The organism is Streptomyces sp. NPDC006512 (assembly GCF_040611935.1).
In the GTDB taxonomy this organism is placed as follows: domain Bacteria; phylum Actinomycetota; class Actinomycetes; order Streptomycetales; family Streptomycetaceae; genus Streptomyces.
In genome coordinates, this window is the sequence record NZ_JBEXPG010000020.1 from 99,319 (window position 1) to 119,535 (window position 20,217).

The following is a 20,217-nucleotide window of genomic DNA, read 5'->3' on the forward strand; positions in this document are numbered from 1 at the left end:
ATGTCTCATAGTTGGCCCCAACACTGGATCACGGTCCTGACCAATGTCGGCAGCTACTTCCCCCGGGGAGAATCTGGGGAGAATGAAGTGGCGTTGGGCAGCGGCTGGGGAGGATCGGCCGTACAAACGGGCAGCACGGTGAAACGGTCGGACAGGCGGATCGTCGCAGGTCGGACCGCCTGCACTGCCGATTTCCGCAGGTCAGCGGTGTGAGGGTAACGACTTCAAAAAGATCTCCTCCTGGGCAGCCATCCTCTTCGCCCTCACCCTGGTAGGCACGATCTACGGCATGAACTTCGAGGACCTACCCGAGCTGAAGTGGGCAGGCGGCTACCCCTTCGCAATCCTGCTGATGGCAGTAGTCTGCGTCAGCCTGTACGTCATCTTCAAGGAGCGCGACTGGCTATAGACCGCACAGCAGCACCATTGATCAACTTAGCTCTTGCGAACGCTGAACAGCGGCCCGCGCGACCCTGCGAAACTCAATGGCCGCCCTGCCCCCAGGCCTTCTCCGCAGGCGGGATGGCATTGAAGGGCCGAGGGAAGCGGGGCCCGGCCAGGGCGAACCTGCTGGCGGACAGCGAGATCATGTGTTTCCAGAGCCCCTTGAACGCACCCACGTCTGCGGCGCGGATGGCGACCGGCGGCGACCAAGCTCGTGGGCGTCGCGCAGGAGTTCGTAGACCCCACCGGCGAAAGTGGACGGGGGACCTTTGGCGGCCGTTGAGGAGCTGGTCCTGGCGGCGAAACCGGAGGAGACCGGACGCGAAGTCGACGTCCTCGGGCGACGGGCAGAAGACCTCCCTTTGCGCAGCCTGCACCCATGAGTCACAGCCACCGCGGCCCGGTACCGCGGATTGGTGACGTCCCGCACCCGCTGCGCGGTCAATAGCGTCGACACCTCCCGCTGATCTTCCGGCACCTTCGGCCAGGCACCCTCCCAGCAGCACCCATCTCAAGGGCCCAGCCACGACTTCGTCCCCAGCCTCCTTGGCGGCGTCTACAACACCGCCGGCTCCTTCCCCGCCCTCGACAACCTCACGCTCTTCCTCCGCCACATGCTCGCCCCCGCTCAAGCTGCCTTCGGCCCCACTTGGATCGAGGACTGCCTCCACGTCTGCACTGGCGACCCCGCCCCCGCCCGCGGCCTCTTCTGGCACCCCAACCTCGCCGAGGACATCTGAGTTCACTACGGCTTAACCAGCACGGGAATATGGTTCAGTCCCGCCCAGGGGCGCTGGGTCACCCTCCTCACCAACAAGCACCGCCTCAACCGCGACCGAGTGCCCCTCACGGCTGTTCGCAACGCTTTCCATGCGGCCGCTCTCACACCGTGAAGGGCCGATCGCTGCTCCGCTCAGCCAGGTATGCGCCAAGCCGAGCAGAACATCGACCGCCATACGGACTCAAATGTTTGCCCAGGTCACATCAGCGTTGGGCCCACCAGATGAAGGCGGTGACCACGGCACCACCCGTGGCTGCGGCGAGTCCTCGGACGAGTTCATCGCCAGCAATGCGGACGATCCGCCTCCACCCGCGGAGAACGGGTTCGGGCGCGTTCCCGTCGGCGCCTCCTTCATGTTGATCGGGCTGAGACGCGGGCCCACTCGACGCAGCCTTCTCAAAGGACATAGGCTCTGGTACGGAACTGATGGCTTTCTCCACTTCTACATGGCGTGCTTGAAAGCTTTCGGACTACGCGATACGCGGCCCCTCGTTGGCGCGGGGGGCCGTAGTCGTCTCTACCTCCAGTCGCGTTGGAATGGCCAGATCTATGCATGACGTCAACCTGCTGACACAGAGACACCATGACCAGCGAAGTGGTCGACTAACTCTCCTTCCCAGGCGCCGTTTTGACGTCATGAAGCAGCCACTGGCGCTCTCGCGCCGAAGCGCGAAAAGGGCGAGCCACAGCCACCCGACACGAGGACGATCACGGGCCTGGTCTCGCGCAAGGTGCGCGAGACCAGGCCCGGACCTGCACAGATCGCCTTGACAGTCGGCGTAACGGGGCCCGAGCCGCTTGGCCTTGAGGCGGTCCGGGATTAGCTGGCATCCCCTGGTCGCACCCGATTGCGTACACGTCCTCGCCGCCGGCGAGCATGAGCTGCTCGACCGCCCTCCGGACGTAGTCGGACACATCGCATCCGATGGTGCGAGCGATCTCGTCGCACCAGGCGCCGCCTTGCCTGTCTCGATGCTCGCGCCGATGAACAGCCTTGGCACCGCGAGCTTTTCGTGGTGGGGCTCGTGGAACTGCGTCCCCAGCGAAGCAAGCTGCTCGTGGTCGCGGGCAGAGCGCATGCCGTTCCGGGGCACAACGAAGCAGACGAGGAGGTAGCGGGCGCGAATGGACGTGCTGGGAGCCATGCGTGTCTCCAGGGGGCGGTCGCGTGAGTCACCAGCTGCAGGACTCCAATCGTGACGATCGGGGTGACGGGAAACGAGATTGGCAGGCGAAGTCCGCGCCCAGAACCCGACAGCCTGATAGCACCTGCTATCAGGCTCCCGTGAACCCTTCCTAGAAGGACCGCCGATAGAGTGCGAACAGCGTCAGTTCGCCGTAGCCAAATGGCCAGTTGGGGAGGGAGTCGCAATGTCCAGTGGACACGAAACTCATGCTCCCGAGCCGCCCAGAGGGACAACCTGGCGAATCTCGGCGACAGAGATCGCGGCCCTCGCCCAAGTGGAGCGAGCCGTGCCCGCCAACTGGCGGCGTCGCCACGACGGCTTTCCTGAACCCATCGCACGGGACGGCGGTCGCACCTTCTTCGACGGCCGTGAGATCGTCGACTGGCTCCTGACGACGGGCCACGGCAACGCGGACGAGAACGACCTGGGCACGGAGCTTGCACTGCACACCCTCTCCGCCTGGACCGCGCACATTCCCGGCAAGGAGCTGCTGGACGTGCTCACTGCGCTCTTGTGCGTGCGCCACCGAAGCGGCGAACCGCTGCTCCCTGCGGGAGCCACTTGGGAAGCGGTCCTGGAGAGAGCCAAGCTGATGGACGCGAACGACACCTGCCTCGTCAGCGAGTTGGCGAACACTGGCCCATGGGGCCTCTCCCTGGCCCGGCTCACCGACGAGTTGGCGGCGGCCGCCGCCAACATGCGCCGACGCCGAGACGACGTGGTGGCTCACCGTCACACACCCGCGGCCGCTGCCTTCGAGTGGCTGCTCGGTGTGCGCCGCAGGCTGGGGCTCCACGATCTGGCGGCGGACACCCTCAACCGCGGGATGCCCGAGTGCATCGCCCAGCTCACGGGAATCGACGGCATGACCGACCCGATCGTCGCCAACCCGGGTGCCCGCAGCGGCGACCTCCTCGTCGCCCTGCACTCCGCCGCCGGGCGAGGAGCCACGCCGAGGTTCCTCGCATCCGACATGGACCGTTCGCTGGCACGTCTCATACGGCGTCGGATGCTGGTCCGGGGCGTGACTGGACTGGCCTTGGACGTGCAGGAGGGCGAGAGTGTCGCCGACGGACACGACGGCCCGGACGTCGTCGTCTCGGTCCTCCCTTACCTGGCCGGCGAAAGACGACGACCCGAGGAGGTACTGGAACGTGTCGAGGCTTTGACAGATCTCCTCGCCGAGAGCTGCACGGCCGTTGTACTCGGTCCCGCCGACGCCTTGACGGAGCCTCTGCGTCCACATGTCGAAGCGGACCGTTTCCGTCGGGGCTTTCTGACAAACGGCCTCCTCAAAGCCGTGGTCGCCCTTCCCGGCGGGGTCATGCCCTACCGGCCGGGGTACCGCACCGCCCTCTGGGTGCTGGCCCGCACGCCTGAGCGGGACAGGCGGGGCCGGGTCCTCCTGGCCGACCTCTCAGGCCAGGAAATGTCTGGGCGGACTCTCGCGCAGCTCGCCTCGGACATCAGGGGGTGGCGCGCCGGCGGCTGGGACGATGACCGTCCTCTCGCACTCCACCATGGCGTGGTCGTGCCCATCGAAGAGCTGAACAGCCGCGCCGGCGCAGCGCTCACGCCCCGACCGCGACCCGCCGCGAGGGCCCTGGACAGGCCTGTAAGCATCGCTGATCTGGAATTGCGACTGAAGGATCTCGGCGAGCGGGCATTACGCGAATCCAAGACGCGCGGCGAGCTGCGAGTCCACGCCTCACTCCGCCCCGAAAGCAGCACCCTGCCGCCCACGACCACCATCGCGCGACTGCGTAAGGAACGCCGTCTGCGTACGTTTCCGGGGCACCGGATCACCACCGAGAGCCTGCTGGGCGCGGGTGACCACAACGTCCTCACACCCGCCGAGGTCCTCGGCACAAAGCCGATCGGCACCCACCGCATCGACCGTGCTCTGCTGATGACGGCCTACGGACACGCCACATTCACGGAGCCCGGTGATCTGGTGGTCACGACTCAGCCGGAATTCGGTGCGTACATCGACGTGGACGGGTTCTCCGTCGTTGCCCATCCCGCCCGGGTGCTGCGGGTCCGGCCGGAGGCCGAGCTCCGTGTGCGGCCCCGCGTCCTGGCCGCGCTCCTGTCCGTGGCCGCCACCGACCACCGGCGCGCCCGGGGTTCCGTCCACTCCGCGCGTACCCTCGAGGAGTTAGAGATTCCCGATGTCGGTCCAGCGGAAGCCGACCGGCTCGAAGCCCTGCTCGACGACATCGAGCAGCGGTCGTCGGTACTGCGTCAGCAGATCGGGGCCCTCAACGAGCTGGGACGCCTCGCCACCGCCGGGACCGCTGACGGCACCCTTACCCTGCACGCCGACCAGTGATCCACCGTATGAAGGAGATGGACCCCCACCATGTCGCCGCGGATGAACCGAGCCGACGTCCGAGTCGAGCTATCGGGGGTACCGGGCTCCGGGGAGATCCAGCGCATCCTTTGGACAGCCGCGGACAAGCTGCGTGGCTCCATGGACGCGGCCCGGTACAAGGAGTTCCTCTTTGGCTTGGTGTTCCTGAAGTACCTCTCCGACGCCTTCGACGAGCGCCGTGACGCGCTCGAGGAGGAGCTCGCCGCCGAGGGCACTGATACAGGGCAGCGGGCCCGGTTCCTGGAGGACAAGGACGAGTACATCGGTTACGGCACCTTCTGGGTGCCGGCGCCCGCCCGCTGGAACGCCATCGCCGCTCGGACCGGGAGCGAGGATGTCGGCCGATACCTTGACGACGCCGTCGAGGCCGTCATGCGGGAGAACCCGCCGCTCGCCGGTGTACTGCCGAAAATCTACGGTCAGGAAGACGTCGGCTGGCGCCGTCTTGCCGAGCTGGTCTCACTCATCGGCGACGCACGGTTCACAGGCCGCGGAGTCAGGGCGGCGCGCGACGTCCTGGGTGAGGTGTACGCGGATTTCCTCGACCGGTTCTCCAGGTCGGAGGGAAGGCGGGGCGGAGACTTCCACACGCCAGGGAGCGTGGGCAAGCTTCTGGTGGAGATGCTGGAGCCGTACGCGGGCCGGATCTACGACCCGGCCTGTGGCGCAGCGGGGATGCTCGTTCGGGCGGGCAAGTTCGCTGCTGAGCACCAGACGACGGCACACACCGGCGGCCTGGCGGTCTACGGACAGGAGCAGAACGAGCGCACTTGGCGGCTGGCGAGGATGAACCTCGCCATTCACGGTATCGAAGGCGATCTGACGCAGGGGGATTCCTTCGGCGAAGACCGGCACTCTGGTCTCAAGGCCGACTTCGTCCTGTCGAGTCCTCCCTTCAACCTCAAGGACTGGGCACGGAACGCGTCCGACCCACGCTGGCGATTCGGGGTACCCCCGCAGGCCAACGCGAACTTCGCCTGGCTGCAGCACATCATCGCCAAGCTCGGGGACAGCGGCACTGCGGGTGTAGTTCTGGCCGGCGCCTCGGTCAGCGGCGGCCAGGGCCGCGAGGACGAGATCCGCCAGGCGTTGATCGAGGCAGACCTGGTGGCCTGCATGGTCGCACTGCCGCCGAACCTCTTCCACAGCACACGGATCCCCGTGTACCTGTGGCTCCTGGACAAGGACAAGTCCCCGCGAGGAGCGAAGAACCTGGTAGACCGGCGTGGTCGTATTCTGTTCATCGACGCCGCGAGCATGGGTGAGACGGCCAGTCGAGGAGAGCGCGCTCTCACTGACGGCGACCTCGCGGAGATCGTTGGCACATATCATGCGTGGCGTGGCGTGGCCTCGGCCGGGGACAGGCGGTATGCGAATCTTCCCGGATTCTGCTTCTCGGCCGATCTGGCAGCTGTCCGGGATGCGGGCCATGTGCTATCGCCGAACCGGTACATCGCCGAAGCTGGCATCGAGTCGGCCGCCGAACGAATCGAGCGCCTGACGAAGGAGCTCTACGAACACTTCGGCAGGGCGGATGAGCTGACCGAGGTGGTACGAGCACAGTTGCGGAGGATCGATGGCTGACTGGAAATTCGTCGAGTACCAGTCGCTCACCTCACCAGAAGATCATTCAGCCTTTGCAATGGGCCCCTTAGGGTCGAGGATCACGAAGGAAGACTACGTCCGGGACGGAGTCCCCGTCATCCGCGGGGTGAACCTTGCACACGGAATCCTTGACGGCGAATTCGTCTTCGTCAGCGAGGAGAAGGCGAACGAGGTGCCGTCAGCGAACGTCCATCCGGGGGACATCGTCTTCACACACCGCGGTGCCGTCGGCCAGGTGTCCGTGATCCCTCGCGGGCATGAATTCAGCCGGTACGTCATTGACTCGTCCCAATTGAGGTCCCGGCTGGACCGGACGAGAGCGCTGCCCGAGTTCTACTACTACTGGTTCCGGTCGGAGGCGGGACAGCGCTCGATCCTGGCCCGGGCCTCGGCTCTGGGAGGACCAGGCATGGCCGCTCCCCTGACGTCGATCCGTACCCTTCGGGTCCCACACCCAGCGATGTCCGAGCAAGCGGCCGTGGTCGCGGTCCTTGGCGCATTGGACGACAAGATCGCCGCCAATGGCCGGATTGTGGCCACCGCCCGAGAGCTGGAACTGGCGCATTACGACCGGGCCGTCGAGTCGAGCCACCCGGTCCGGGTCACCGTCGGATCCGTCGCGAGTGCGCTGTACCGAGGCAAGATGCCCCGGTACGCAGACTTCCCGGCCAGGGTGAGCGTGCTCGACCCTGAGTGCATCCGAAACGGCCGGGTGATCATCGAATCCGCGCGCCGGGTACCCAGGGAGGAGGTGGACGCCTCCAGGATGCTCAAGCGCCACGACGTGTTGCTCACCTCGTACGGTGTCGGCACACTAGGCCGCGTCGCCCGCTGGACCACGGACGCGGATGCGGTGATCGACGCCCGCCTGATGATGGTCCGCTTCTCACCGGAGCTGACCGACCCCGTGTGTGCAGGCTTCGCGATGCTGCGTGCACAGCCCCGGATCGAGGCCATGGTCGAGGGAGCCACCCGGCAGACAGGGCTTCGAGAGACCCACCTCGCCGCCCTGGAGCTCGTCTTGCCCGCCCTGGCTCGCCGGCCCGCTCTTCGGGCTACTCTCGAGGCGCTGGAGAATCGGGCCGACCAAGCGCAAGCGGAATCGGACACCCTGGCCGAGCTCCGCGACAGCCTCCTTCCCCAGCTGATGACGGGCCGTGTGCGCGTCAAGAACGCCGAAGCAGCCGTGGAGGACGCTACGTGACCAGCCTGCCCACCGAGACCGAGTGGGCGCGGCTCGCCGCTACCGAGTTGACGCGGCTCGGCTGGAACGCGAGTCCGGGAAGCCGCCTCGCGCCCGGGTCCAGCCATCGCCGCGACTGGGACGGTCTCATCCTTCACGACCAACTCCATGAAGCAGTCACCCGCCTCAACCCCAGCCTTCCTTCGGCTGTGGTAAGCGAAGCCGTGTCCGTCGCGGCTACTCCCGTCTCCCAGGACGTGTACACCGAAAACAAGCAGGGGCACGAGTATGTGACCCGGGGGATTCGATCCGTCGTCTACGTGGACGAGTTCGGCGCCCGACACAACCCCACCATTCGGCTGATTGATCTGACGGACGAGGACGCCAACAGGTACGTCGTCTCGACAGGGGCCGCACTCATCGGCCCGAACGGGCAGCGCCACCGCTTGGATCTCGTCTTGTACGTCAACGGCCTGCCTGTGGCGGTCGTCGAGGTCAAGCGGACCCACGACGGGGAGGAAGCGCTGCAAGAAGCACACAACACGATTCAGCGATGCGCCAAGGACTTCCCCGCTGCCTTCCGCTACAACGCCGTCACTCTGCTCTCCTCCGTAACGAAGGCCGTATACGGAACGCCTTTCACCCCGTACGAGCACTATGCGCCTTGGAACGTCGATGAGTTGGGTCAGTGGGTACGGCCAAACGAAGCCGATGAATTCGCCGGAGAGTTGCAATATCTGCCCTTGCGTGGCCTGTTCGACCGAACTCGGCTGCTGCGATTGATCGACGGGTTCATTGACTTCACTCCTGCGAGCAAGCACATTGCCAGACCGCACCAGTACTTTGCGGCCACCATGGCCGCACAGAGAGTGGCCGAAGCCTTCCGCAACGACGGACGGGCCGGTGTCGTCCAGCACGCTACCGGGACTGGCAAGTCCCGGACCATGTTGCTGGCTTCTGGCATCATCTCTCACGACCCGGCATTGAACCGGCCGACCGTCGTCGTCGTCACAGACACCCTCGAACGCGACCACCAACTGTTCGAGACCTTCCAGGAGCGGACGTCCCTGCTGGAGCCCTTGTTCCATGCGCACTCCCGCGAGCAGTTGCGTCAGCTGCTGTCCGGCAGGCAAGCCGGCGGCGCCATCTTCACCACTTTGCAGAAGTTCGGCCTCACCAGGAGTGAGCAAACGTCAGGTTCGGGGCACCCCATTCTGTCCGAACGGCGAAACATCGTCGTTATCGTCGACGAAGCACGCCGCTGGCGCCACTCCTGGCACGCCCGCCATCTCCGCCAGGCTCTGCCAAATGCCACCCTGCTCGCTTTCACCTCCACCCCGCTCTCTGCGTCCGACCGGGTAATCCGCGAGGTGTTCGGCGACTGCATCGACGTCTACGACCTCGAGCGTGCCACCGACGAAGGGGTGACGGTCCCTATCCACTACGAGGACCGAACCATCGAACTCGGGTGGGAGTCGGCGCCGGACCTGCCAGAGATCGACGAGGAATCCGGCCGGATCTCCACTGCGGGACGCCGCCGCGACGAGCGGACGGTCGCCGATCTGAACGCCACGTACGGTGCCCCGGATCGGATCCACACACTCGCCGCTGACCTGGTCGCACACTGGGAGCAGCGTCGCGCGCACATGGCATCATTCATCGACACTCCTGGCAAGGCCCTGATCGTCTGCGCCACCCGCGAGATGTGCGTACGGGTCTTCGAAGCCCTCCGAGAACGACGACCCGAATGGGCCCATGAGGCCGTCGACCACGGCAGGATGAAGGTCGTCATCTCCGATTCCAGCATGGACCCGGACCGACTGCGCGCGCATGCCCTGACTCCATCGGAACGCTCGACGGTCGTCGTTCGGGCCAAGGATCCGGACGACGAACTCGAGCTGCTCATCATCCACAGCATGCTACTCACCGGCTTCGACGCACCGCCTGTCCACACCATGTACCTAGACCGCCCCCTCCGGGGCACCCTGCTGATGCAGGCTGTGGCCCGGGTCAACCGGCGCTTCCGCGGAAAGCCGGATGGCCTCCTCGTGGGATACGTACCACTCGCCGATAGCCTGCAGCAGACACTCGCCGGTTCCTCTGTAGCTGGCCAGGCCACCGGAACCGCCACCGCGGACATCGACAACGCTCTAGCTCAGCTGCGTGGGGAGTACGACGCCCTGCGCGAAATACTCTCGGGCATTGACTGGCGCGCACTGCTCGCCGCACCAGGCCCCGGTTCGTACCGTGACGTCGTACTGAAGACCTTGAACCATCTGCGTGACCCTCGCACTCCAGGGAACGAAAGCGTCAACACGCCCGGGAACCTCGGGCGGCGCTATCGTGATCACGCCTACCGCTTGCAGCGTCTCTACGCTCTGACATTCGCCAGCACCAAAATCGCGGAACGATTCCCGGAATTCCCGAACTGGCGCTCCGACATTAAGTTCCTCACAGAGGTCCGTGTCTGGATGGCCAAGCTCGACGCCGGCGACCGCAAGGTGGCGGGCCCGGTCAGTTCCCATGACGTGGAGGTGCACCTCGCGCAGGTCGCCTCACCCATCACGGGCAGCGGCGAAGAGACGTCCCCGCCCACAACATCCGGATCCGAGGTGTCGAGCACAGGACTCCAAGCGTCCGAAACTCCGCACCTGGTCATCGAAGCCCTGGGGCGGCTGGCCGAGCAGTCTGTACACGAGGCCACCAAGCACAACATCGTCCGGCGCAGCGTACTGTCCGCACAGCTGCAAGTCCTGACAGCCGAATACGAGCGACAGCAGCTCACCAGCAGGCAGATCATCGCCGAGCTGACCAAGCTGGTTCACGAGATCGCGGCGGACCCCAACCGGGGCGAGGGGTTCGACCCACCGCTGAGCGACAACGAGCTCGCGTTCTACGACGCAATCGCAGGCCACGGTACGGCCCGCGACCTAATGGGCGACGCAGCCCTCGCCGACATCGCCCGCGCGATGGTGACCACCGTGCGTCAACAGCTGACGCCGGACTGGATCTCCCGCGAGCCTGTCCGCGCCAAACTGCGCAGCACGATCAAACGACTACTTGCCCGACATGAGTACCCGCCCGACGGGGTCGTCGAGGCAGTCGAGCTCATCACTAAGCAGCTGGAGTATTTCGCCCGGGAGTGGACGCAAAGCGAACAGAAAAGATGACGCCTATGAGCGACCAGTCGTTCACTCCGCATCGCGACACTGATGACCCGTGGCACCGGTAAGAAGAACTCGGACGGCCTTGCACCAGAGGCCAGCACCCCCGACGAGCATCTCACCGATCCGTCCTGGCAGAGCATCCGACTGCACGATCAACGTCGTACGGCGCTGACCTCGCGGTGCGATAGCCCCACGTCACACCCCCCTTCGGCGTGCGGAAGCCGCGGGGTGGGCGGTCAACGGCCTCCTCCCAGGCAAAGCGGGCAGCCGCCACCGAACTTCGGGCAGTGCGGCTCGTGGCTGCCGAACACCAGGTCCATTGCACGCAGCCCATCCCATCGAACCTGCATCGTTACGCACGGTGGGCGGGCGGTGTTCATGTAGGGCCGGACGGCGACATGGATGCCCATGCCCGGGCCCTCGCACATGATGCCCAGGGCGAGGGCGAAGGTAGCGCCGCGCTTGTTGGCTGTATTGAAGGGGCCGGTGCGACGGCGATGACATCGGCCCGCGGGGCGTCAGAGCGTGTCACCGGGCGACCGCCAGGCATGGCCTATCGGGAAGTACGACGGTCCCCGGTCGGCCATGTCTGCGACCAACTCGCGGACCGCAGGCCCTTCCGCCTATGCGCGTAGCGGACCGGTCTGGGCTTCGCTCAGGTGTCGGGCCCGACCAACTAGACCATGCCCGCGAGCGTCCCGCGGACTGGCGAGGAACGGCCTGGCGACACAATGGCCTTCCGCAGCCCATCCTCCACAACAAGTAGTCGGTCCCGCCGCCCTGATCGATCCCTAACCAGCGGCGATGCTCCCTTCAAAGCGGCTGCGGTTGGGGAGGATCTGGGGAGAATGACGGCTCGTTGGGGAGCGGCTGGGGAGGATCGGCCGCACAAACGGGCAGCAGGGCGAAAGGGCTGGAAAGGTCGATCGTCGCAGGTCAGATCCCCCATCAGGACGGTTCATCCAGGTCAGCGCAACTAGGGCGACAACTTCAAGAAGATCTCCTCCTGGGCCGCCATCCTCTTCGCCCCCACCCTGGTCGGCACCATCTACGGCATGAACTTCGAAACCATGCCGGAACTCCACTGGGCGGCCGGCTATCCCTTCGCGATCCTCCTGATGGCGGTGGTCTGCGTCAGCCTGTACGTCATCTTCAAGAAGCGCGACTGGCTGTAAGGCAGTGAGGACCCGCTGAAAGTCACTAAGGCTGGCCGGCAACAGCCTCCTCTCCGTGCCGTCCCTCGACCCGGTCAGTGTTGGCGGACGCCCGTCAGACGGGCGCAGGCGGCCACCACCTCCGCTCGGTGACGGGACTCCGTGCCGGCCAGGGCCGCCTCTACCCGCTGGGTGAACCCCCGCTCACGCTCTCGCTCCCGACGCTCCTCCGTCCGGTGACGCACCCACCAGCGCACTACCCCGGCGAGCACTACCAGGACCGTCAGCAGCCATGCGTAATCCCCGGCCGATCCCATCGCCTCACCCACTGCACCGAACACGGCACCTCTACCCTTCTTCCTCTCGGCTCCCCGGCAGCCCTGCCGGTGCCACCAACTCTTCACGTCCTGCCGCGTTTCCCTCTAGCGTGGGGAAACTCAGGGGAAACCGATCACCGCACGAAGGGGAGGCCATGGCCGGCGGACGACCCAGCGGCAGCACAGCGCAGCCCGAACTCCGGGAACTGGCTGCCTGGTTCCAGGCGGCACTGCGCGCCGCCGGACATGAGAACGCCCACGCCTTTCTCAACGCTCGCCGAGCGGCCCGCCAGGTTCCACCACCGCACAAGAACGCCGTGTACGAGATCCTCGGCGGGCGGCGGCTGCACGAGCTGGCGACCAATGAGCAGTTCGCCCAGTCTCTGGGCCTGCCTCGGCAGGCAGTCGCCGAAATCTGGGGCAGGGCCCGGTTCGCACTGCAGCGCCGGGAACTGGCCGCCCGGCGCGCCGCACCCGGCCTCACTCCCACCGCCTGGTCCGCCATCCCTCTGCCCGATGACTGGCTAGAGGACCTGCTGTCCAGTCAGGCAGCCGCTGCCGAGCAGTTCCCGTACGACCTGCTCGGCGTGCGCAAGCCGCCGCTGTCTCACATCCACGTCGAACAGGACCTCCAGCCGCTTTCAGAGAACACCAGGCACGCATCGCGTGCCCCCACCCTCGCCGCTGCCCTCACTGCCCACGACCACCTGTTCATCACGGGTGGTCCGGGTGCAGGGAAGACCACCCTTGGCCGTCACCTTGTCCGCCAGATCGCCCGGTTTTGGCTACGTGAGGAGGGAGCGGAGCATCCATGGTGCGAGGAGGCGGTCGTCGCCCTGCGGGTCACAGCGACGGACCTGAGGACGCGCCGTGCCCTCCACCAACAGCTCAGCAGTGCCGCAGGCCGCACCGGCACCCTGCGCAGCGCAGTGCCCGCCGACCGGTTCGCCGTGCGGCCGCACGGTGTGCGGTGGCTGGTGATCGTCGATGGTCTTGACGAAGTCGTCTCGCCGAACGAGCGGCAACTGGTCCTAAAGAATCTAGCGCGGGAGATCCGACCGCACGGCCTGTTCCGGCTGGTCATCACTTCCCGGCCACTTCCCCAGGACGAGCTGCAACCCTTCCGGAACCTGCAGTCCATCGGTTTCTACACGCTCGCCGGTTTCGACTCCGGCCAGCAGTTGGCCTTCGCCAAACGCTGGTTTGTCGCTCAGGGGGACCCCGACCCGGCCACCGAGGCCAGAGCATTCCTCAAAGAGGTCAGTCACGCTGGCCTGGGTGAAGTGCTCCAAGTCCCGTTGCTGACCACCATCGCCGCCGCATATCGCAGCCGGAACCCCGGAGCACCGCTTCCCCGCGGCCGGGTCGCTCTCTACGACCAGTTCCTCGCCGATATCGCCACTGCCCGCGAGGGCTCCGACGAGGTGGACAAGGGATTCCGAACTCGCTGGGAGCGGCGCGGGCAGGGTCGGCTCGCCGAGTTGATGCTGGCGCACCGGGACCGCTTGATCACCCACCTGGCCCGGGTACGCACCCCCGGAGGAAGGGGCTCCGTCCGCCTGTTGGACGCCGCCGTGGCCTGGCTCGGCGCAGCACTCCCGGCGGACCTAACGTGGCCGGACGGGGCCCGAGACGAACTCGGCCAGTTCCTAGCCCAGAGCGGAATCCTCGTCTACGACCGCGATGAGGTCTCGTTCCTGCACCTGTCCTTCGCGGAGTTCCTGGCCGCACGGGACGAGGCCGCACGGATCCCAGCGGACTTCCCCGGTCTCGAAGACTGGGCCAACGAGATCCGGAGCCCGTCCTCTCGGAACCGAGTGCTTTTCACCTTCGCCCTGTGGGCTCGGCGCCCAGGGCACGACGTGACCCTGGTCGTACGACATCTACTGGCTGGCGATCTCGAGCACCGAATCATGGCGCTGCGCTTGATCACCTCGGGAGTGCCGCTCGGGGACGCCCTGGAGGAGGCGGTGATCGAGCGGGTGGCGGATCTCGGTCGGCCCTCGTTCGACCGCGGCCATGAAAAGGGCCGCCAGGTGTTAAGGGAGCTATCCCAGCTTCGGGGAAGCCGCCTGCTGGCGGCCAGGCTACGGCGGATCGCGGAGGCCGACGGACTTTCCGCCTCTCTGCGGATCGGAGCTGCTTCCGCGTACGCGGAGGTCGCCTCCCTTCCCGAGGGGGTCACCCTGCTGCAGGCGATCGCGCGGGATATCTCGCCCGAGGGCGCACTGGAATGCTGCCGAGAACTGGCCGCGCTCGATCCGGCCGACACAGGATTCCGGGCAGGACTGCTCTCCGACCTGCTCGCCTCGTCGACGACTCCCACCTGGGACCGACTGGTGGCCGCAGAGGAGCTCGCCACTCTGGGCCGTACGGAAGGCCTGGCCGAGTTCGCCCGCTCGGTCCTGGCCAGCACCGAGGAGAACGGCGGAGTCCTGGAACGGGCCGGGCAGCTCTGGTACGAATTGGAAGGACAGTCAGCCGCACCGCGCGTCGCTGCAGCGGTGGCCGAGCGGCCCAGCACCCGGGATTGGGCGAAAGCCGCCCTGGCGCAAGTGCTACTGCTCTTCGGTCTCGTGAACGAAGCGTTGCCACTTATGGCGTACACCATCGAGAATTCCGTGGATTCAGATGCGATCGACAACGTGGTACGCGGTTGGCTCGACCAGGAGGGGGAGAAAGCCGCCGACGGTCTGACCGAGCTGCTCCGCGGATACAAGGTCTGGAACACAGACGAGCGCCCGGGCATTGCCATGGACCTGGTGCGTGCCGGATTCCCAAGGCAGGCCGTGGAACTGGTCCGGCTGAGCCTCGACGAACCAGACTCGAACACCCGGCACCATCTAACACTGGAAGTGATGGTGCTCATCCGAGCTCTGGGGCCAGATAGTTCGGATGAGGTCCTGAGATGGTTGGACCGGAACCGTGCGACGGCAGACTCCTACGCCTCCGCGATGCGGGATTTGGCCGAGGTGGACGCGGGCACGAGAGGTGTGTTGCCTCTGGCGCGACGGCTGCTTCGCCATCCCGGAAGCGGACACGACGAGTTCACCTCGGCCGCCCGCACGCTCTTTCGGTTGACTCGCGCCGACGCCTGCGCCGAAGTGTTGGCCGCTCTGCACGACCGCCCATACGGTGGCACCGCCCTGCGGGCGGCACTGCTGCCGTTGCTCGCCGAATACGGTGAAGCGGCGGCCGTAAGGGCTCTGGGACAAGAACTGCTGGCGGATCCCGGCCTCGTCGGGGGTGAGTTGGAAACTGTTTTCGCGGCTTGGCTCACCGTGGAGGGCCGCGAAGCGGCAGCCGCCATCCTGGACCAGGTGAGGAGCATTGTTCGCCTCACGGCTGATCAGAACATGCTTCTTGCCGGATTCCTGGCCGTGCGGGGACTGTCCGGTGTGGCGGTCCCATTGTGGTGCCAGGTGGCTACGGCCCCCGAAGCCAGTGTCGAAACCCGTTGGCGAGCTGTCCAGGAGCTGCTCGCTGCCGACGCGGCCCCGCAAGCCAGACAGGCGTTGCGTGCAGCGTTGCTGTCCCCACCCGCCCCGGACGAGGCGCTGCTGGTCGCTCGCCTTCTCGCCTGGGTACAGCCACCAACGCCACCGGCGCTCGTGGGCGCACAAACCGCTGAGGCGGAGTCCTAAGCGCAGTCCTGCGGATCGCGCTGCGGTGTTCGGTGCCTACGGAGGCAGCAACTCGACTCCCCCGTATGGGATAGGCCCGATTCGGTGCTTGCGAACATGACCAGCGGCGACAGTCCTTTCCCACCCGGCCAGAGCTGGGGAGAGCCTGGAGAGAATCGATGTCCGTTGGGGAGCGGCCAGGGGGGATCGGCCGTACAAACGGGCAGCACTGTGAACGGTCCGGAAAGGCCGATCGTCGCGGGTCGGACCGCCTGTTCGGGCGATTTCCACAGGTCAGCGGCATGAGGGTGACGACTCCCAGAAGACCTTTTCGTGGGCCGCCATCTTGTTTGTACCCACGTTGGTGGGAACCATCTACGGCGTGAACTTCGAGACCATGCCGGAACTCCACCCGGCGGCCGGCTATCCCTTCGCGATCCTGCTGATGGCGGTGGTCTGCGTGAGCCTGTGCGTCATCTTCAAGAAGCGCTACTGGCTGTAGACGGCATATCAGCACCGCCGATTGCCTTCGACGGCACGCGGTTGCGAGGGTTCTCGCATCCGTCCTGTATCTCGCCATGCCGACGGACCCCCGTCACGTCGCCCCCTTCGCCGCGCTCGTCCGCGACGGAGGCGCGGCCCGCCTCTGGCAGGGCCAGTCCCTCTCCGCCGACACCCCGCAGGTCATCGCCTACCTGGCCGGCATGGGCTACCGCGTCCCGGTCGGGACCAGTGTCGCCCTCATGCCGCTGCGGCATCCGCTGGACGCGGCGATCCAGGCCCGTTCCCTGCCCGTCCTCACCGGACACCGCACGACCCTCGGACTCGGTCCCGCGACCACCGACGTCGTCGCCAGACTGCGCGGAAAGCCGTACGGCAGCCCACGCGATACCTGTGTCGAATCCCTGACCGAGGTGCGACTCCTGATCTGGACCGAGGACGGAGCCGCGGGACCCGGCATCGGCGCTCCATCGGTCTGCCGGGCCTGCCGCACCCGGGAGTGGAGACCGGGCTCGGTGTGCTCCGGCCGACGCTCGCGCCGACGGCGGACGCGGCGATCAGCTGGATGACCCCGCCCGGCTACGTCTGCGACACCCTGCTGCCCGCCATGGCGAAGGGCGCGGCCGAGTCGGGCCGCCCGGTGCCCCGCATGGTCACCGTTGTGCACGCCGCCGTCGACCGCCCGGGACGCCACGCCTACCGGCTCGCCTTCGCGGCGGCCCACGTCCACCTCGCCGGGCCGCACTACCGCGACATGCTGCGCCGTGCCGGACTGCGCGTCCCATCACAACCGCCCGGGTCTCGGCGCCCGCGCCCTCGTCGGCTCCGGAGTCTTCCTCTACGGCATGCCCGGGAACATCGCCGCGCAGCTGGCCGAATTCGATCGGGCGGGGGTGGACGAAGTTGTCGTCAACGTCGCGGGAGTGTACTCCGGGCATGGCCGACCGGACGCCGTGCGGGACCTCCAGGAGATCCTCTCGGCCTGCCGGGAAGCAACGAACTGGCCCATGAACGGGAGAGGGAGGCCGGGGCACGACCGCGTGCCCCGCCCTCCCGTACGCGGTAAGGAGAGGCAAGACCGTGCCCGACGACATCGCCCGATGGCTGAACGAGCACGCCAACCCGTTGCGTACCCTGACCCCCGGCGCGCCGGTGGAGGACCTGAAACCCCTGGGCGAGGCACTGCGGGGGACACGGATCGTCGGGCTGGGGGAATCCACCCACGGCACGGGCGAGTTCTTCCGGCTGAAGCACCGCATCGTGGGGTTCTGGTCCGCGAGGAGGGGTTCACCACCCTCGCCATGGAGGCCAGCCAGTCCGCGGCCCGCGCACTCGACGCGTACGTCCGGTACGGCACGGGCTCCCCCGAACGGCTCGTCGCCAGGCTGGGCTTCTGGACCTGGCGCACCCGCGAGATGGTCGACCTCGTCGAGTGGCTGCGTGCCCACAACCGCGATCTGCCCGAAGAGCACCGGGTCCGCTTCGTGGGAACCGACCCCCAGCTGTGCGCCGACTCGGTCGAGGCCGTCGCCGCCTTTCTGCTCCGGGCCGCGCCCGAACAGGCCGGGCGCGTCGGCGCCTTGGACGTACTGGCCCGGGCCCGCCCGGGCACGCTTCCGGACCCGGACAAGGCCCTGATGCGACGCGCAGAGGAGATCGCCCGTCTCATCGCGGACCACGCCGAGCGGCCGGGTCCCGGCGACGACGCCGGCGAGGCTCTGGAGCACGCGCGGATCCTCGTCCGCGCCGCCGACCTGGTGACCCGGCCCTTCGAGGCCCCGGCCGGCGAGGACGGCGTGCTCGCCGCGCGTGACCGCTACATGGCCGACGCCGTCGCACGGCTCGTGGACGACGACCCCGAGGCCCGCGTCATGGTCTGGGCGCACAACGGGCACATCGCGAAGGGCACGTACGGGGACCAGGTGCCGGCCCTCGGCAGCAAACTCCGCGAACGGTACGGCGACGCCTACTACGCGCTGGCCCTCCTCTTCGGCAAGGGCTCCTTCCTGGCCCGTCGCGGCAACGACCGTCAGCGCCCGCCGGCCCGCCACCGCATCGGCACCGGCCTCCGCTCCCTGGAGGCCAGACTCACGCACGCCGTACCCGGCGACCACTACGCGGACTTCCGCGCCGCGGGCTCCCCCGCCGACGCCGCGCCCTGGCTGCACGCCCCGCAGGCGCAGCGCAGCTTCGGCGCCAACGTCCAACGGTTCCTCTACCGCTTGAACACCGCCCCGCTCGTCCCGGCCGAGGACTATGACGGCATCGCGTTCGTGGCACGCTCGACCTGCTCCCACCTGCTGTCCCCGGCGGAGGACTGAGGTTCCCTCACGGCCACAGGTCGAGCGCGGCGTTCAGAGTGAGCTGCCACATCGGTTCGGCACCGGTGCCGAATGCCGCGGCGAGCCCGTACCCCACGGACGCGTCGTACGGGTCCCTGGCACGTTCGGGCTCGCCCTCCGCCTCCCAGTCGGCCGACACGCGCCCGTCGCCGCTCGATGTGAAGACGCCGAGCAGCCGATCGTCCCGCAACAGCCGACTGGTTCCGAGGGAGTCCGGGACCAGCAGATAGTGGCACTCCCGGGCCGCTGAGACGACCTCGACCCGGTACGAGCGCCGGGTCAGGAATCCCTTGGACGGCCGCAGGGTCTCCTCTGCACCGTCGACGAGCAGAGTGAGGTGCTCGGGGTCGCGCGTCCCGATCGGCACATGGCTCTCCGGCACTGTGTTCGGGGCCCGCCGGATGTCGACCGGCGGCAGGCCGTCCCCGCTCACGCCCAGCGTCCCGGCCTCGTGGTCGAGTTCGATCCGGACCGTGCCGAAGAGCGGATCGTCGGTGGGCACGTGCGCGTACGGATTCATCGGGACCCTTGCCTCCTGCTCGTCCTGGTGATCATCTTCCCCCAGGCGCGTCCGGACGCGGAGGGCCGGTCTCCTTTGCAGCCAGAGGCGAGTGGCGACGACGGACCTCGGGGGGCGCGCCCGCCGGGGGGTGGGACGTCAGGTTCGGGGGAGGTCGAGTGAGCGGTATTCGTCCAGGATGGTGAAGCCGGTGCTGTCGTACAGGCGCATCGCGACGTCGTTGCCGCCGAAGACGTTGAACATCATCGTCTCGTCGCCGCCCTGCCGGGTGGCCCATGCGCCGACCGTCATCGCGGCGCGGCCGTAGCCCTTGCCGCGGTGTTCCTCGTAGACCTCCAGCGAGAAGCCGAAGGTGACGCCGGGGAGGAAGCCGTGGTTGACCCAGCCGGTGCCGATCACCTGGCCGTCCGCCTCCATCGCGTAGAAGGCGTGCCCCGGGGTCAGGTAGCCCTGCGGGAGGTGGCGGGCGAAGTCCTCGTCGGACTTCGCCTTGGCCTGCTCCCGGGTCAGGGATCCGGCCCGGACGATGTCCGCGATGTACGCGGCCTCCTCGCCGGCGTACCAGGTCGGGTACTCCGCCTCCATCAGGTGACGGACCGTCAGCTCAGGTGGGAGGAGCGGTTGTTCGGGTACCGCGCGCTTGCGGATCTGCTGCTGGACGGTGTAGTCGGCGAAGGGTCCCGCCGCGCCTCCCGCCAGCCGTACCTCCACCCGCTGCGCGCCGTTCTCCGCGCACCAGCGCTCGGCCCACTCGCGTCCCTGAGTGGCCGTCAGGTCGTGGATGCGGCCCACGGTCACGCCGTTGGCCTCCCGCACGCCGACGGCGACCCAGCCGGTGCCGTCCGTGGCGACCGTCCAGCCGTCGATTCCCTCCGTCGCCCGTTCCAGCAGGGCCCGCGCCAGTGGCTCCGAGCAGCCCGCGGCCCGGTAGCCGTCCAGTACCCGCTCTTCGAAGCCGCCCCGCCAGTCGTCCCGGTCGGTGACGATCGCCATCCCGTTCATCCCCTCACCCTAGACAA

The 20,217-nt window shown here is 67.4% G+C and carries 10 protein-coding genes and 3 pseudogenes; 11 read left to right on the forward strand and 2 right to left on the reverse strand.

Annotation, left to right across the window (positions count from 1 at the left end; translation table 11 throughout):
* Positions 1-220 precede the first annotated feature (220 nt).
* The 11 genes and pseudogenes from ABZZ17_RS16375 to ABZZ17_RS16425 all read left to right on the forward strand — a co-directional run.
* A pseudogene (locus ABZZ17_RS16375) lies at positions 221-409 on the forward strand (CorA family divalent cation transporter); the annotation flags it as partial.
* Between the two features lie 649 nt (positions 410-1,058).
* A complete protein-coding gene (locus ABZZ17_RS16380) occupies positions 1,059-1,184 on the forward strand; it encodes a hypothetical protein (protein WP_356876422.1) in 126 nt (41 codons plus the stop codon).
* Between the two features lie 1,514 nt (positions 1,185-2,698).
* Positions 2,699-4,744, forward strand: coding sequence for a hypothetical protein (locus ABZZ17_RS16385; protein ID WP_356876424.1), 2,046 nt, complete (start codon positions 2,699-2,701; stop codon positions 4,742-4,744).
* Positions 4,745-4,786: 42 nt separating this feature from the next.
* Positions 4,787-6,370, forward strand: a complete 1,584-nt coding sequence (locus ABZZ17_RS16390) for a class I SAM-dependent DNA methyltransferase (RefSeq protein WP_356876426.1) — start codon at positions 4,787-4,789, stop codon at positions 6,368-6,370.
* Entirely contained in the window at positions 6,363-7,595 is a 1,233-nt protein-coding gene (locus ABZZ17_RS16395) for a hypothetical protein (protein ID WP_356876428.1), read from the forward strand. Before ABZZ17_RS16390 ends, ABZZ17_RS16395 begins: the two co-directional genes overlap by 8 nt.
* The gene (locus ABZZ17_RS16400) at positions 7,592-10,744 is read left to right on the forward strand and encodes an HsdR family type I site-specific deoxyribonuclease (RefSeq protein WP_356876430.1); all 3,153 of its coding nucleotides are present in this window, start codon (positions 7,592-7,594) and stop codon (positions 10,742-10,744) included. Before ABZZ17_RS16395 ends, ABZZ17_RS16400 begins: the two co-directional genes overlap by 4 nt.
* A 989-nt stretch (positions 10,745-11,733) precedes the next feature.
* A pseudogene (locus tag ABZZ17_RS16405) lies at positions 11,734-11,916 on the forward strand (CorA family divalent cation transporter); the annotation flags it as partial.
* 451 nt (positions 11,917-12,367) lie between these two features.
* Complete coding sequence (locus ABZZ17_RS16410; RefSeq protein WP_356876432.1) at positions 12,368-15,856, forward strand: NACHT domain-containing protein; 3,489 nt, start codon at positions 12,368-12,370, stop codon at positions 15,854-15,856.
* A 253-nt stretch (positions 15,857-16,109) separates the two neighbouring features.
* A pseudogene (locus ABZZ17_RS16415) lies at positions 16,110-16,337 on the forward strand (CorA family divalent cation transporter); the annotation flags it as partial.
* Between the two features lie 76 nt (positions 16,338-16,413).
* The gene (locus ABZZ17_RS16420; protein WP_356876434.1) at positions 16,414-16,905 is read left to right on the forward strand and encodes an LLM class flavin-dependent oxidoreductase; all 492 of its coding nucleotides are present in this window, start codon (positions 16,414-16,416) and stop codon (positions 16,903-16,905) included.
* A 732-nt stretch (positions 16,906-17,637) separates the two neighbouring features.
* Positions 17,638-18,657 (forward strand): erythromycin esterase family protein, encoded by a 1,020-nt coding sequence (locus ABZZ17_RS16425; RefSeq protein ID WP_356876436.1) that lies wholly within the window; start codon positions 17,638-17,640, stop codon positions 18,655-18,657.
* A gap of 7 nt (positions 18,658-18,664) precedes the next feature.
* Here the strand turns inward: ABZZ17_RS16425 and ABZZ17_RS16430 are convergent, their stop codons facing one another.
* Both ABZZ17_RS16430 and ABZZ17_RS16435 read right to left on the reverse strand, forming a co-directional pair.
* On the reverse strand, positions 18,665-19,198 hold the full coding sequence (locus tag ABZZ17_RS16430) for a hypothetical protein (protein ID WP_356876438.1): 534 nt from the start codon (positions 19,196-19,198) through the stop codon (positions 18,665-18,667).
* Positions 19,199-19,336: 138 nt separating this feature from the next.
* On the reverse strand, positions 19,337-20,200 hold the full coding sequence (locus ABZZ17_RS16435; RefSeq protein WP_356876440.1) for a GNAT family N-acetyltransferase: 864 nt from the start codon (positions 20,198-20,200) through the stop codon (positions 19,337-19,339).
* Between the last annotated feature and the right edge of the window lie 17 nt (positions 20,201-20,217).